12 protein-coding genes are annotated in these 15,324 nt (G+C 35.4%); 6 read left to right on the top strand and 6 right to left on the bottom strand.

Going from position 1 to position 15,324, the window contains the following annotated elements; all coding sequences use genetic code 11:
- The first annotated feature begins 27 nt into the window (after nt 1-27).
- From HZC31_01775 to HZC31_01800, 6 genes are all read left to right on the top strand, one after another.
- On the top strand, nt 28-951 hold the full coding sequence (locus HZC31_01775) for a DNA cytosine methyltransferase (GenBank protein MBI5002089.1): 924 nt from the start codon (nt 28-30) through the stop codon (nt 949-951).
- Entirely contained in the window at nt 948-1,253 is a 306-nt protein-coding gene (locus tag HZC31_01780) for a hypothetical protein (protein MBI5002090.1), read from the top strand. The genes HZC31_01775 and HZC31_01780 overlap by 4 nt, the downstream gene beginning before the upstream one ends.
- Entirely contained in the window at nt 1,243-1,575 is a 333-nt protein-coding gene (locus tag HZC31_01785; protein ID MBI5002091.1) for a TrbC/VirB2 family protein, read from the top strand. The genes HZC31_01780 and HZC31_01785 overlap by 11 nt, the downstream gene beginning before the upstream one ends.
- Entirely contained in the window at nt 1,572-3,587 is a 2,016-nt protein-coding gene (locus HZC31_01790; protein MBI5002092.1) for a hypothetical protein, read from the top strand. Before HZC31_01785 ends, HZC31_01790 begins: the two co-directional genes overlap by 4 nt.
- The gene (locus HZC31_01795) at nt 3,587-6,625 is read left to right on the top strand and encodes a DUF87 domain-containing protein (GenBank protein ID MBI5002093.1); all 3,039 of its coding nucleotides are present in this window, start codon (nt 3,587-3,589) and stop codon (nt 6,623-6,625) included. Before HZC31_01790 ends, HZC31_01795 begins: the two co-directional genes overlap by 1 nt.
- Before the next feature lie 291 nt (nt 6,626-6,916).
- Nucleotides 6,917-8,638 carry a DNA cytosine methyltransferase gene (locus tag HZC31_01800; GenBank protein ID MBI5002094.1) on the top strand — a complete coding sequence of 574 codons (1,722 nt, stop codon included), beginning with the start codon at nt 6,917-6,919 and terminating at the stop codon, nt 8,636-8,638.
- A gap of 1 nt (nt 8,639) precedes the next feature.
- Here HZC31_01800 and HZC31_01805 read toward each other — a convergent pair whose 3' ends face one another.
- The 6 genes from HZC31_01805 to HZC31_01830 are packed head-to-tail and all read right to left on the bottom strand — an operon-like array spanning nt 8,640 to nt 15,181.
- Nucleotides 8,640-9,038: a hypothetical protein gene (locus HZC31_01805; GenBank protein ID MBI5002095.1), complete on the bottom strand. Its 399-nt coding sequence runs from the start codon at nt 9,036-9,038 to the stop codon at nt 8,640-8,642.
- On the bottom strand, nt 9,035-10,999 hold the full coding sequence (locus HZC31_01810) for an AAA family ATPase (GenBank protein MBI5002096.1): 1,965 nt from the start codon (nt 10,997-10,999) through the stop codon (nt 9,035-9,037). Before HZC31_01810 ends, HZC31_01805 begins: the two co-directional genes overlap by 4 nt.
- Nucleotides 10,996-11,202 carry a hypothetical protein gene (locus HZC31_01815; protein MBI5002097.1) on the bottom strand — a complete coding sequence of 69 codons (207 nt, stop codon included), beginning with the start codon at nt 11,200-11,202 and terminating at the stop codon, nt 10,996-10,998. The genes HZC31_01810 and HZC31_01815 overlap by 4 nt, the downstream gene beginning before the upstream one ends.
- A 10-nt stretch (nt 11,203-11,212) precedes the next feature.
- Complete coding sequence (locus HZC31_01820; GenBank protein ID MBI5002098.1) at nt 11,213-13,240, bottom strand: DEAD/DEAH box helicase family protein; 2,028 nt, start codon at nt 13,238-13,240, stop codon at nt 11,213-11,215.
- A complete protein-coding gene (locus tag HZC31_01825) occupies nt 13,231-14,175 on the bottom strand; it encodes a DUF1232 domain-containing protein (protein MBI5002099.1) in 945 nt (314 codons plus the stop codon). Before HZC31_01825 ends, HZC31_01820 begins: the two co-directional genes overlap by 10 nt.
- Before the next feature lies 1 nt (nt 14,176).
- Nucleotides 14,177-15,181: a PD-(D/E)XK nuclease family protein gene (locus HZC31_01830; protein ID MBI5002100.1), complete on the bottom strand. Its 1,005-nt coding sequence runs from the start codon at nt 15,179-15,181 to the stop codon at nt 14,177-14,179.
- Between the last annotated feature and the right edge of the window lie 143 nt (nt 15,182-15,324).

Here is a 15,324-nt window from a genome sequence, read left to right on the forward strand (position 1 = left end):
AAGCTCAAAAAAGAGGTGGCAACGAAAATGAAACCAAGAATTCTCGATTTATTTGCTGGCTGTGGTGGTTTCAGTCAGGGCTTTATGCAAGCAGGCTGCGAAGTAATTGCCTTTGTCGAGCAGTGGCAGCCAGCAGTTGCCACCTTTCAGCAGAACCATCCTTCTGCACAACTGATTGGCACTGACATTACAAAAATAAAAAATGATGATCTCTTGAAATACTACAAGAAAATTGACATTATCATAGGAGGACCACCATGTCAAGGATTCAGTTTATGTGGAAACCGTGACCCAAAAGATAAGCGCAATCAACTCTACAAACATTTTCTGCGATTTGTAGAAGTGATAGAACCAATCTATGTTGTTTTAGAAAATGTGCATGGTCTCTTGACCATGCGAGATACAGATGGCGAAAAAATTATTCACAAAATTGTGGAAAGGTTCATTGAAAATGACTATTCTGTGACCTATAAAATATTGGACGCTGCAAATTATGGAGTTCCGCAGCATAGAAAACGCTTGTTTATTATTGCTCGAAAAATGAAGTGGTTTTCTTCAGAGCACTTGTCTAAGAAAACTGTTGCAGATGCGCTTGATGATTTGACAAACCAAGAGAATGTTTTGAACGGTCATGAATTCTTTACACCGACACAAGAAACAATTCAAAAGATACGAAATCTCAAGCAAGGAGAGCGGATGTCTCTCAAATTTAACACCTCAAGACAGAGACTTTTTGCGGATAAGCCATCTCGAACAATTTTGACCAAGCCAATCTACATTCATCCATTTTATAATCGCTTTTTGACCGCACGAGAACTCGCGAGATTGCAGAGTTTTCCTGACAACTTTCTCTTTTGCGGGTCAAAAATAGACAAAGTCAAGCAGATAGGGAATGCAGTCCCTCCGTTGCTTGCGAAAAAAATAGCAGAATCACTGAGGTGCACACCATGAAACGACTTGATAGAATGTTAACTGTATTCAGCATTTTTCTTGTGAAACTTGCTGTCATTTATGGCATTCTTTTTGTGTTTGCCAGAGATTCAGTTCTTGTTTTGTATGTTTCTGTTGTGGGAATGATTCTCCTTGTTTTCTATCTGTTTGGAGAAATTGTTGCTGTTGAAATCAAAGAACTACAAGCAATGAAAGAAATCCAACGGATTCTCAGAAAACAGAAGCAGGAGAAAAAGCAAGAACAACAAAATGGATTTTCAGCATTTAGAAAAATATTTGGAGGTGAGGACTATGTGGAATAAACTTTTTTTTATAGCTCTCTTAGTGAGCATTGTCTTTGTGCAGGCAGCGTATGCAGAGTTAGACTTTGACACAGAACTAAGCTCTGATGAAGAAGCGACCATTGACGAAATTCTTGAGCCAGTGATGAAAGTGTACCGCTTCATCAAATACACTGCAACAGTTATTGGCGTTTTGATGCTCGTGTTTGCAGGGATTAGCTTTGCGACATCAGGCGGAGACAATGCGCAAAAAGAACGGGCAAAGAATACAGCAGCAGGTGTAGTTGTGGGCTTGATCTTGATCTGGGTTGCGCCGCTGATTGTGGAGTACATCTTCACATGAAAATACTTTATTTTTTTCTTTTTTTGGCTTTATTGCCAACTGTTGCTGCGTTTGATTGCAGTAGTGTGAGCAATCCAGCAGCGTGTGAAGAAATTCTCTCTTTAGAATTAAATGAAACACAAGAGGAATATTTGCTTGCTGATCTTGTATACCCTTATAATTATCCAAATTATGACTTTATTGCTGACTATAATCGAGCAATACAAGTCACCACTCCTCCTGAGAATACAACCATTTACTCATCCACGTCCTTCAAAAATGCGTGGATGAGTTTTCTTACTCTTTTTCCTGCTATCTATGAGGAAGATGTTCTTTATGTTCCTTCGCAAACAAATACATTGAGTGCATATCATTATGATCTTGAGATTCCAAAAACAACTGCTGTGGTAGATTGTCAGACAAAATATAGTGTTCTTCAAAATCAGAGCACTGTTTCTATTCTTGTCAATGGCAAAAAACAAGCAGAAGGAACAGATGCAAATGTCTCTATCACAGAAGATAGTATAATTACCACGCAGCTTGACATTCTTTTTTCTTTGGGAGTTGAGCATTGGAAGCAGAAAAAATATTGCTGCTCTTACAAAAAAGGAAAATGCAAAACATGGTGCACTTCCTGCCAATATGATTCAACTGAAAAGAAACAAGATTCTTTGACAATCAGCGAAAGCAAAGAAGTTGCTTACTACGATGATATTCCTTTCGCTGACCTTCTCATAGTGAATCAATATTATAACACCACAAAAGGCAATCTTACAGCAGTAAATTATACGTTTCTGAATCTTTCTTTTGAAAACGCCTATTTTACTGAGCAAAACAAAATGTATTCTGTTGTTTTTGAGAAGAAGCCTTATTATTTCATAACACTGAAGTCAGAGAACATAACAGATAGAAAATCATTTAACATAAACAGAGATAATAATACATTTTTTGTTCAGAATCCCAATAACTGCACACTTTTTGCTTCCAATTATTTTTACAATTATAGCTCTCTTTGTGACCTTACGGTGCAACAAGAAATAGTGCCTGAATTTGAGATAATAGAAAGAAACAGTAACCTCATCCTGCTTGTTCAAATCATACTCTTGCTGATTGTTTTCTATGTTCTTATGAAAGAAATTAAGAAGCGATTGTTCATTTTCTTTCTTGTTCTTGTCATTATAATCCCTTTCGTTGCTGCTGAGGAAGAAGAATGTGGAATAACAAATCTTTCCAGCTGTTTGCCAGAGGCAATGTATGACTATTTCCTTGAAATAATCAATGCTCCATTACAACCATTACTTCTTTCTATCAAAAGTTTACTCACCGCAGATGTTGAGACAGACATTTTTTATGAGCCATGGCTTGCAGTAACGTATGTCTTGAGCTTTTTCTATGTCTTTTTGTTTTTGTATGCAGGTTTTACATTTCTTACATCAGGGGGTAATCCTATCAGGAGAGCGCACGCAAAAGAATCGTTGCAAAACACAGTTTTAATGATTATTCTGATTGCAGCATCGTATTATCTGTATGATCTTCTTCTTACTGTCAACAGCTCCATCAGCAATGGTATTTTGGACATGATTGATGAAGAGTTCTTTCTTTTGACGTTTGACAATTTTGTCAATATCGCGTTAGAAGGCATTTTTGTCACGTTTTACTTGTTTGCCCTATTGTTCGCATTACTCTTTCTTGTTTTGCGTTATATTGTCGTCAGTTTTGGGGTTATTTTGTTTCCTATTGGCATCTTTTGCTACTTTATTCCTCCATTACGCAGTTATGGGCGATTTATCCTTAATGTCTTGGCAATATTCATCTTTATCTCCATTATTGATCTTCTACTTATCTTGGTCTGTTCATTAATCGTTGAAAACGCGATATTTGAAAACATTACGATTGTCGTCATGATTGCGTGCTTCTCTCTGATAAATTACTCCTTATTTTGGGCAATCAAATTTGCGATGACAAAGAGCAGTATGGATGGACTAAAGGATGATGTTCAGCAGGCGGTCAAATACATCGCAGCGGTGGTTTGATGGCGTATGACATTCCTCCTCCATTGCAGCATAAAGAAAAGATTCTGTTTGGTTTGACATTTCAGCAGTTGGGCTATGCTGCTCCTGCTTTTCTTTTGCTTGTCATTATTATTCTCAAAATAAAGATGAGCATCTATGTTTCAGGCACTATTGGTGTTTTGATTTCATTAGTTGCGGTGTTCTTTATGTTCTTTGATGGAAAAGAGCGATTGCTTCATTTGATGACGTTTTTGCGAAATAAAGAAGTGCAGGTCAACAGCGATAAACTCAAAGACATTATCAACATAGAAAAAGTAGAAAACAGCATTGTTGCGACAAAAAAAGGAAAGCTGAGCATTCTTGAAGTTATTCCGATGAACCTTATGATTCGTCCTGATGAGGAAAAAGAGAGCATTATTGCTGGCTTTCAGAAATTTTTGAACAGTTTGGATTTTCCTATCCAGTTTCATGTCAGCAGCCATCCGATTAGTGTTCGTATGCACCTCAAGGACTTAGAAAACAAAATGAAGGACAAGAAAGAATTGTTTGCTTCTTATTGTGCATTTCTCAAAGGGACAATAGAACATAACAATATCAAAAACAGGCGCTTCTATGTCATTATTCATGAGAAATATGATCTTGCTATTCAAACACAGGTTTGCAAAGAAAAACTGGAAAGTCTTGGGTTAAAAGTTCGCACGCTTGCAGGAGATAATTTACTTAAAATGTTTTATGAGTACATTGCGGATAACCAGCAAAAGAAGCTGCAAGACGATCAAGAAATAGAAGAGTACATGCACTTTCTGTTGTCTCCGCAAAAAGTCGTATTTTATCCTGATTATTTTGAGATTGACAAAAAATACTGCAAGGTTATTACAGTGACAGGGTATCCGCATACTGTTGAGATTGGCTTTTTGGACAAAATTATTTCTTCAGGAGAGAATTATGACGTCAGTATTCACATTGAACCGTTTCCTATCAATGATACGATGATTCAATTGAACAGAGAGTTACAGAAACAGCAGGCTGATCTGTATAGCGATTCAAAAAAAGGTATTCTGAATCCATCATTGGATATTAAATTTGCATCCACTCGCAAAGTTTTGGAGGATTTGCAGAAAGGAAAGCAAAAGCTGTTTCATGTGTCATTGTATATTATGTGCAAAGGAAGCAATAAAGAGGACGTTGATGTCCTCGCGAAGAAGGTGAAAGCTGATTTAGATGGACTCATGATACAAAACAGTCAGCCAACATTCCAGATGATGGACGCGTATGCTTCGATGCTTCCCTTAGCAAAGAATCCTCTTTCTATTAAACAAAATATCCATACACAGGGCTTGAGCGCATTCTTCCCTTTTTCTTCTCCTTTCCTTGACATTGAACATGACGGAATCCTCTTGGGTTTGAATAAAAATAAAATTCCGTACATCAAAAATCTCTTTGGATTGACAAACGCAAATGGGATTGTCTTAGCGACCTCTGGCGCTGGAAAGAGCTATTTTACAAAATTGCTGATGTCTCGGATGTTCATGAATGACTGCGATGTCATTATTATTGATCCACAAGGAGAATATCTTGGGATTACCGAGCATTACAAAGGAGAAACCATTACAATTTCTAAGGACAGCAACACTATGATTAATCCACTCGACTTAATGGGGCATGAGTATTTGGAGAAACGCTTGTCTTTAATGGATATTTTTCAGATCATGTTTGGTGATTTGACAGAAGTACAGAAATCCATTTTGGACAAAGCGATTGATCTTACCTATGGTCGCAAAGGCATTAATGGGAAGAAGATAAAACCAAACTCCGCTCCTCCAAAAATGCAGGATTTGTATCAGGAAATGAAAAATCTGGAGCGAAAATGCGCGTCTCAGGAACGAGTGACGTATCGGGCATTGCTCAATAGATTGCGCATGTACACAGAAGGCGGCGTGTTCAGTTTTTTGAATAAAGAAACAAACATTAATTTTTCCAATAATTTTGTCTGCTTTAATATTGGCAATATGCCCAAACAAGTAAAGCCAGTTGTCATGTATTTAGTTTTGGATTTTGTGTATATGCGTATGAAACAGTCATTGAAGCGAAAGATGCTTGTGATTGATGAAGCATGGGCAATGTTGCAGACTGCTGAGGAATCATCGTATATTTTTGAGATTGTCAAAACATGCCGAAAGTATAATCTTGGTTTATTGATGATTACGCAAGATGTCGCTGATTTAGTTGGTAGTCGTGCAGGGCATGCTGTTTTGGCTAATACCTCTTATACGTTCTTATTACGTCAGAAACCGGCAGTTATAGATAATGTGAAAAGAACGTTTAATCTTTCTGCTGCTGAGCGAGAGTATCTCATGTGCGCTGAGAAAGGAAATGGAATATTGATTTTAGAAAATGAACATCAGGAGCTTCACGTCATTGCTTCAGAAGAAGAACATAATTTAGTCACTACAAATCCAGATGAGATGCGAAAGAAAACAGAGAAGAAGGAAGGTGTTGTTGTGGAGAAAGAGAAGGTTGATATTGGTTTGGACGTTGAGCAGGATGTGCATGTTGCTTTGAATAAAACTCTTGAAGAAAAAAACTTTTTGAATAATAATGGGTATATAGCTGGAAGTTTTCATAATTTAACTAAAGGAAAACATAGAGAATATTTTGTTAAAAAGAGAGCACCTGAAGGAGCACAGCACACGTTTTACGTTGATCTCATTTATCAGGAGCTTAAGAAATACACTGAGAATGTTTCAAAGTACAGAACAGAGCGACCAGATATTGTTTTTGTTAATGCTGCTGGTGAAGAAATTGCTATTGAAGTTGAAACGGGTGTTAAAGCGAAATATGAGAGCCATAAAGACTATTTCAATGACAAATTTGCAAAAAGAGTACAGGAATATGGAGACAGATGTTACATCTTCTTGACTGCAATGAAGTATAGAAATAGCTATGCTCGACACAAGATGCTTTTATTATTTCGCTTACAAATCAAAGAGTTTGCATCCTTACAGTTCAGCGGTAAACAGAATACAACTATCGGAACACATTTTAAGGATGCAGAATAATGTTTATTGTCGGAAATTTGTTGTTTATTAAGGATGCAGGTAAGGTTACAGGGTGGTAGCAAAGAAAACTAATAAGGTTAAAGAGGACAAAAAATAGTCTACTTAAATATATTTTTAGTTTAATCCACTGGTTGGTATCGTTGCCTCTTATCTTTGAAATTATTTTGCTTCTCATTTTCTTAGGGAATATATTAATCACAACATCCTAATAAAACGGAACCTTTATAAATTATTTCCCCCTGTTTGTATACGGATCGTTTATATCTGCACGATCTGCTAAAGGGTGCATTGATGAAAGAGATGTATACAGTTGCAGACTTTTTTTGTGGCGCAGGAGGATTTTCTGAGGGGTTCAGACATGCTGGCTTCAAAGTGATATTTGCTTTAGACAATTGGGAGATTGCTAGGCAGACACATAAACTTAATCATCCTGAATCAAAACATCCTGGTCTTGACTGCTATTATGAAACTAAGGGGGATATACTTCTTATCCCTCCCGAAAGAGTTAATGAAATAGTAGAAGATGTAGATGTTATTATTGGGTCGCCTCCTTGTGTTTCTTTTTCTTCTTCCAATAGAGCAGGAAAAGCGGATAAGTCCATTGGAATAAAATTGATTGAAAAGTATTTTCAGATCATTGCTATAAAAAAACATAAGATAAATTCTAGGTTGAAATATTGGATTATGGAGAATGTTCCTAATTCAAGAAGTTTTCTAAAAAAATATTACACTTTCAAAGATTTAGAGTTGGATGAAAAAAAGTTACGGAAGTTAGGGATTAAAAAAAAAGAGATAGACATTGCACTAGAAATTGATACCTCTGCTAGAGGGATATATAATTCTGTACATTTTGGCGTACCACAAAAGAGAGAGAGATTCATCTGTGGTGATTTTGTGGTTCCAGAAAAGAAGACTCCTGAAGAAAAAGATTGGATGATTCTCGGATTAATCCTTAACTCTTTGCGCCCAAACGGCAGCATCATAACGGATCCGATTTATAACATAAATATTCCAGATGAAGAACTAACTGATCATAGATATGATACCACGATGCCTGAAGCTGGGTGGAGACAAGCTAGATTAAAGAAACAACAAGCTAGGTACTATGGAAGAATGTCATTTCCTGAAGACGAAAATGCTCCCAGTAGAACCATTATGGCTACAAAATCCAACATGACAAGAGAAGCTATGATTTTTTCTAATGGTAAACCAAATGTCTATCGTATTCCTACCATAAGGGAGATTGCTTCGATTATGTCATTCCCTATAACTTATCTTTTTCAAGGTAATAACCAAGCGGATAAATATAGGTTAGTTGGAAATGCTGTCTGTCCTAAGCTTGCCTTTGCCTTTGCAGAAGCCATATTAAAAGCAGAAAGAAAAAGAAGAAGAATCGTACCACCCACAGTAAGTGATAAGAGAGGTCTTTTTCTCAATCTTAGAGAAACTCCACCACCCCCTATTAGAATTATCAACAAGCATCCTCTGGCAAATTTTGCAGAAATTGTTCCTAATCTAAAAACTTGTGGATTCAGAGTAGAGCTTGATAATAATTTTCCAAGAACAGGATCAAAAAGTTTTAAGTGGAAAGCAAGCATCCATCATGCAACAGGAAAAGACTCTATGAAAGTATGCTTTCCGAAAAGAGAATCGATTATATCATTGTTAGAAAATTTTAAGGAGAAAGACAGAATTCATAGATTTATATCTTTTGTAGAAAAAAAATTTAAAACTAAGATTCCCCCTACAAAAGAATTCCAAAGACAGCACTGCATGATGGAAAAAGACAATGGTCTACTTACTCCTGTTGGAAGTTTACAAGAGGCAAGTGAAATAGTGGAAAAGTTTTTCCCTATACAGAGATATGGGGTGGCAAAAATTCTTAATAAAAAAGGTAAGAAGAGTATAATCCATTTTGACAAAGGAAATCCTCCAAAAAATTCTATCCCTTTGAGAATAGCCGCCGCATTGTTCATTTGCAACCACATAGTACAACTTACAAAGAAGAAATAATCTATTTTACTAAATCAAGCAATTCTTTCTCTATTCTTTTTACAGGGTTCTCCTCAGCTTGTTCAAGAAATCTTTTTTTGAGAATTTGGAATCCAGCATGCGCAAATTCTTCTGCGATATTCCGCATTTTTGCAGTATCTTTTAAAATTTTCACTCCTTCTTCTTTAACTGCTATAGAAGCTATCAGCCATGTTTCTTTCCTAGAAACTGAAGCATTGATTAGAGGATATTTCTTAGGAACTTTTTGTCGCATTCCATATTTAAATCCCAAAGCCATAGAAAATATGAAGATGTCTTTCAAATCCTTCCCTTTAAAAAAATCAGTCTTTTGAATCTTCTTATAATCATCTTGATTCTCTTTATCTAAATTGAAATTTCTTCCATAATTTAATTCAGTCATATAGTCACCTTAGTTTCGCAAGAAGCATCATTATAAAGCAATTTGAATTCTTTTCCTATTCTCTTACTAATTTTGCTTTTTACTGAGTGAGTGTATTCTTGATCGGTTACAAGAAGTGTGACCTGTGTATTTTTTAAATAATTAGGTAGACACTCTGCGATATTGTCTTTTGGTTCTCCAGAAATCCTTCCTAAAGGGGTATCAATTATAACGGGGGCATCAAATCCTGACACTTCATTTAATGCTGCCATGAATGAAAGTGCAAGAACCTGTCTCTCACCTGCTGATAGTGTATCCAAAGAATCTTTTCCAAATCTATTTAAAACAGAAACATTATAATTTTCGTCTATTTTAACTTCTTTATATGTCTCCTTCTTCCATATAAGGCTCAAGAAGTAATCTTGCGTCTTTTTTTGTATGGTCATCCTTACATCTTCAATCATATCTTCCAATATCTCCTTGAGTAAAGTTATGGAGCCATTTAGAATATTAACCTTGTCAAGCAAATCCTTATTTTCACTCTCTTTACCTAACAATGCTCCAAGATCCTTAGTCCATTCTTTTATCTGTGTATTAAGATCAGAAATATTGTTTTTACAAACCGCAAGACTTCCATTTTCTGACTGCAAAGCTTTCATTAGACTCTCTCTTTGGCTTTCTTTGCTGCTAATTGACTCCAGGTCTATGTCCTTAAGTGCAATACTTATTTCAGATATCCTTTTCAAAGCTTCGTGCTTTCGTTTTTCAAGCAAAATGAGTCTTTCACTTAATTTTCTTAATTTCCCCTCAAATGAACTCAAGCCATCTATCCCGAATCTAAGCTCAGACCTTCCTTCCATCAAAAGTTTGGAATATTCTCCATATTCCTCATGCTGTGCAATCTTATTCAGGAGTTCAAATTCATTGGTACCTCTCTTAATCTCTCTACCACAGAGACATTCTTGTTCAGAAATTAGCTTTCTTACAAATGAAGGATCGATATTAGGAGGGATTACATTCTTCTCTTCTAATTCATCAATCTGTTTCATTAATTCGCAAACTGCACCATGTATAAGAATAGTTGAACCATGCTCAAGCATAAGTTCATTCTTCTCATCAAGGCATACTTTCATCTCCTCGGACAGACTCTTGATATCCTGGTCTAATTCATCTCTCCTGCTCTGCAACTCTTTTACATTGACATCTGAATAACTTGACAAGAACTTATTTATCTTCTCTATATCTTCATTTGCTTCAAGAATCCTTTTCCCATAGTCGTCTTCATCAGTTTGAAGCTCTCTTAACCTATCTTCAGCACTCTCTAAATCTTCTTGAAGTGATTTAATTTTTGGGCTTAGATTTTCTTGACCTTTGACCAGCTTGTAATTTACAGATTCTAGATGCTTTATTGTACGTTGTAGTAATTCTATCTGAGACACATCAAAAACTGCTTTTTTCACTTTTGTTCCTCTACCTGGTTTGAAAAACTCATCAAGCTTTTCTCCATCGAAGAAGAAATACCCTTTGATTTCATTAGGTAATATTGCTTTTACTCTCGTTGTAGGATTTATTGCAGGTTTGAACCCTTGTTCAGTTGCTTCCATAATTACAAATTTCTCATCTATTTTCTCCAAGAAACCATTGTCCCTTTTTCTATAAGTTGAAGTCCGTTCTATAATATATTCTGGATTCTCATTTCCCATATTTATTCTCACTCTTACAACTGTCCTTTCTCCTGGTGCTAATTCTCTTAGAAGTTGCTCGTTCACAATTCCTACTTTATTTTCTTCGTCATAATTGCTCAATACATCATCTTCCTTTCCATATAAGCACCACATCACTGACCGCAGGAGGTTTGACTTACCAGTTCCATTCGCTCCTTCAAATATAGTAAAATTTTTATGGGGGTCTGTAGAAAATTTAATCTCTTGTTTATTTCTATATTGCCTGAAGTTTTCTATTTCTAGTGAGTATATTCTCATTTATCTTCTCCTCTGATTCCTTTGGAATGTTTCTCTAAGTATTTGATGTATTGAGAAGAATAATACCGTTCCATTTCTTCATTGAAAAATTCCCTTTCAAAGTTTAGTATGGATATTAAAAAGTCTTTTACAGATTGATTACTATTAGATTGACTTATTTTATCAATAATCAACTTATTAATTTCTTGTTTTTTTGTTACCATGCATAGTCTCTTAGAGGTTGTATCTGACCCTAATCTTGTTAATTATCCTTATTGATTGCAGAGGATTGAGTGATGCATCTGCGAATTCCTCATATCTTTTTAATTCTTTCGCTAAAATCTTCTTTTCAACCTCATAATATTCACAATTAGCATTTTCATCAATATCAGGTACAACAATAAAGTCATGGATAATTGCCTTTGTCTTACCAGGAAATTTTCTCAATACACGCCCCCTGCGTTGTATGTACTCTTTTGGGTTGGATGAGCTTGCTAGGATTATTGCAGTCTTAATTGATGGAATATCTACCCCTTCATCCAAGCACCTTATTGCTACAAGTACATCATATAGACCTTTCTCAAAATTTTCCTTAATAGATTTCCTCTCCTTCAACTTCTCTCTGTTTGTGAATTGGTGAAACCTTATTCCTTTAGACATCAACAAATCTTTTACTTCCTTTATTTGTTTTTCCGAGCAGAAGATTAGGCAGCTTTCAATTTTCTCTATGGATTCTAGAATCATTACCAACATATCAATCTTTTCTATTGCATTGGTTACAATTTTTGCTCTCTTTATTAGTAGCAATTCGAGAGTTTCTTTACTTTTCTGGTTCTTTTTCCCTAAAAGAATTGCGATTCTTTGTCCTATATGCCTATACTCCCTCAGCTCTTCTTCTTTTAGATTTACTAAGTGGGGAAAATAGTTATAAGGAGTAAGAAAGCGACCAATAGCATTTTTCAATGGAAACTCGAAAACAGTCTTATTAAAATAAGAGTAAATAACTTCTGTACCTTCGTCATCTAACCATCTTCTTGGAGTAGCAGTAAGAGCAAGCCTATACCTATACTTATCTAATAACCCTTTAGACCTTCTTGTTGATCCTGCAACATGAGCTTCATCACACACTATCAGTATTGGGATGTCAGATTCTTGCATAATTTTTATGAATTTTTCTGATGAGAAAGTGTCATATGTGGTAACTATTATCAATTTGTTTATGTGACCCATCTCTATATCTAAAATCTTATCTTTTATCTTCTTCTTCCAAATGGCAGAGGATCCAAATGCAGGGTCACTTTCAAAACCTGATGATGACATCTCTTCTATCCATTGTGTCGCCAAATGTTGATATGGTACGACAATTATAGTTATCAATTTCCTTTCCCTTTCATATATTTCTTTAATTCCTGCAATCGCAGTAAATGTTTTTCCTGTACCGGTTGCCATTTCGAGAAGACCTATATAACTATTATTTCTCCATCCATAAATAGCATCTTTTTGGTAATCTCTTAACTCTCTTTTTTTCTTAAAGCTGAGTCTCTTTCGAGAGATTTCTTTAAATGCCTCTTTAAGCGAGTCTTCTGTTTCTGGGCAGAGAGAAATGAATTTCTCTCTTACTGCAGAGGGTATATCTATGACTTTTGTCCGTACACCTTCATTTTTCCAGAATTTTTCAAATCTCTTGATGTCGGAATTCAAATATGGTAATTCCGATTCCTTCCAACTACGGAATACCTTAAATTCTTCTATGTTGAATACCCAACCATTAGCGGATTCATTATCAGAACCACTAAATGAAACAAAATTCCCTTCGGAGTCGTAGAAAACACCCGTCTTTTGATGAAATATCCCTTTATTTGTAGTCTCCTTTTCAATTATTGCTACTTTTATCTCAATCATTTCGTGAGCAATCATCCATGAAAACACCTTAACATGATTTTTTACTAACTCATTTTCAAAAGTATCTAAATCCTTGATGATTATCTCACTTATTACTTTTCCCGAATCTGAGAGTCCTTTATCTATTGCTTCGTAATCACTCTTAGATACACCTACATTTATAATTAGTCTCATTTTCCCTTTGTTCCATACAAACTTTGCTATTCCGCTAGCTGCAAGAGCAAGAGATGTTGATGAGAAATAACCTGCGATTCGATCATATCTTATTGATTCTGATAGGACAGGGATATAGAACTGATTAAGTATATCATCTTCATCAGAATCATAAGAATGCTTAAGGTCTAATTTTTTCAATGACATGTTTTATCTTTTAATAAACCCCTAACTTTATTCTCCCTAATACGATCTTCAAAACTTTTTTCCGGTTGTTTTATTTTGTTGAATCCTCTCTCCCCCTTCGCTATGGATATTATTCTTTGAATCTCTCCATAATCCTCATGTTGTTCTATAAATTGTTTCAGCTGCTCTGCTTGCCTTAATCTGGGTTGTCCATATATTTTAGATACTAAGAAAGAGAGTAAACCTAATAGTTCTCTTTTTTCATCAGCCAGACGAGCAATTCTCCTTGGATAATCTGATTGCCTCTCATCTAAATCAAGTGAACTATACTTCCTCAATCCAACCAATCGTAAAATTTTAAGATAATGCTCGCTAATCAGAATTTTACTCTTGGAATAAATATCATCAATCAGCTCCACTATGTCTTCATTACCTTCCCAATTTTTTGTTATTAATCCTTCATCTATATTATCTTTTATCTCTTTTAAGACATAACTGCATAAAAAAAGATCATCTATATAACCTTCAGCTCCATACTTGTGCTCGGGAATTACATCTTCAGGCAACACAAAATAAGCAAGAGCACAATTTATGAGGATTTTAGTATTCCAGTCCGAATTATCGTCAATTAATATGTTACAGAGTAACTTAAAAAATTCTGGGCAATATATTAAAATATTGTGGTGTTCTCCTCCATTGATACTTACCGCCTCCTTTAAATCCTCGTAAAATCCACGAAAATCTTTTTTATTTCTAATTTTTAAGCTTCCTGCGTCATCCTCTGTTGAAAAGTCAGCTATGACTACTCCATCCATTACTTTCTTCTCTTTTATGGAAGTTTTTTGCTGTCTTTCATCGACTTTAGCACAGCAACTCATACATAAATTCTTTTCGCCTAAACTAAAGAGTTCTTTCTCTCTTCCACATAAGCCACAAGTTCTTTCTGTAATCATCATTTTACCTCTTACTCAATCGAACCATCCATCCTTGTTCTGTCTTGATATGCTCTAAAATGTCAATATCTATCTGTCTTTTTAAGACCTTTGATTGCAACTTAGAATAATTCAAGGAAACAAGGTCATCATAAACTCCTTTCTCTTTCAATAATGCAACAAACTCTTCTGTTTTTGGATATTCAATTTTATCATAGGGTTTAACAGAAGCTTTCTTATCAGTTCCCCAGACAACATTCACGCCAGTCTGCTGCGCAAATTGAATGAGCTTCTTCTTAATTTCTTCAATCTTTCCTTCTGCTTCTTCCTGCTGCTTTTCAAGTTCTGTTAATTCATCAACAAGCTGAACTCCATCATCTTCTTTGAATTCTTCTGGTGTCTTTTCTTCCAAAGCAAGTTCATGTTTCCATGCAGGACATATTGATTTATATTTGCACCAATCACACAAAGAGCTGACTTCTGTTGGAAAGGTGATGCATGTTTCTATTTCTTTGATGAGTTCTTCTGTTTCTTTCTTTAGCTTTGTAAGCTGTTCATCGCTTCTTTCAGAAACAAGCTCTTTGTCAAAAGCAAGAAAGTACCAAACAAGCTTGACATTTTTGCAATCTTTGAAATTTTTCTTGACCCAAAGCGAATACATTGCAAGTTGTCTGTCTTCATCTAACTCTCCTTGCACTTTGAGTTTGTTGTTTGTTTTGTAATCACAAACGTAATAATTTCCTTCTTTGTCACATGCTAAACGATCAATTCGAATATGATACTGATTTCCGTCAGCAAGAGCGAGTCTATCTTCTGTCTCTAAGCCAAGTGTTTTGAGATGGTTAAATGGTTTGTAATGGTCATAATAATCAACAATAAATTTCTTTCCCATCTCTTTATAGTTGTCTTGTGTATATTCTTGTTTCACAATGACTATCGAATCGCTCCATTTTTCTTTCCATATTCTTTCGAACATCACTAATAATTCTTCTTTAGAATTCATTTTTTGAAATTGGAGGTCTTTGTACAATTTTTCTAAGAGCCTATCCCGAAAGGAATAAATAGTAGCTTTCTCATTGAATAGATATTAGGGAATGGGTCACGTGAGAATGAGAAGAGGTGACCCGATGGGATTAGTTGTTAGAGATGATGGTTGGAGAATTCCGGATGAAC

It is taken from the genome of Candidatus Woesearchaeota archaeon (genome assembly GCA_016214075.1).
GTDB lineage: Archaea > Nanobdellota > Nanobdellia > Woesearchaeales > DSVV01 > JACRPI01.

Coding starts and splice junctions, on each gene's coding strand:
- HZC31_01790 (MBI5002092.1), top strand. CDS start 1,572: ATGAAAATACTTTATTTTTTTCTTTTTTTGGCTTTATTGCCAACTGTT.
- HZC31_01785 (MBI5002091.1), top strand. CDS start 1,243: ATGTGGAATAAACTTTTTTTTATAGCTCTCTTAGTGAGCATTGTCTTT.
- HZC31_01820 (MBI5002098.1), bottom strand. CDS start 13,240: ATGTCATTGAAAAAATTAGACCTTAAGCATTCTTATGATTCTGATGAA.
- HZC31_01825 (MBI5002099.1), bottom strand. CDS start 14,175: ATGATGATTACAGAAAGAACTTGTGGCTTATGTGGAAGAGAGAAAGAA.
- HZC31_01800 (MBI5002094.1), top strand. CDS start 6,917: ATGAAAGAGATGTATACAGTTGCAGACTTTTTTTGTGGCGCAGGAGGA.
- HZC31_01780 (MBI5002090.1), top strand. CDS start 948: ATGAAACGACTTGATAGAATGTTAACTGTATTCAGCATTTTTCTTGTG.
- HZC31_01775 (MBI5002089.1), top strand. CDS start 28: ATGAAACCAAGAATTCTCGATTTATTTGCTGGCTGTGGTGGTTTCAGT.
- HZC31_01810 (MBI5002096.1), bottom strand. CDS start 10,999: ATGAGAATATACTCACTAGAAATAGAAAACTTCAGGCAATATAGAAAT.
- HZC31_01795 (MBI5002093.1), top strand. CDS start 3,587: ATGGCGTATGACATTCCTCCTCCATTGCAGCATAAAGAAAAGATTCTG.
- HZC31_01805 (MBI5002095.1), bottom strand. CDS start 9,038: ATGACTGAATTAAATTATGGAAGAAATTTCAATTTAGATAAAGAGAAT.
- HZC31_01815 (MBI5002097.1), bottom strand. CDS start 11,202: ATGGTAACAAAAAAACAAGAAATTAATAAGTTGATTATTGATAAAATA.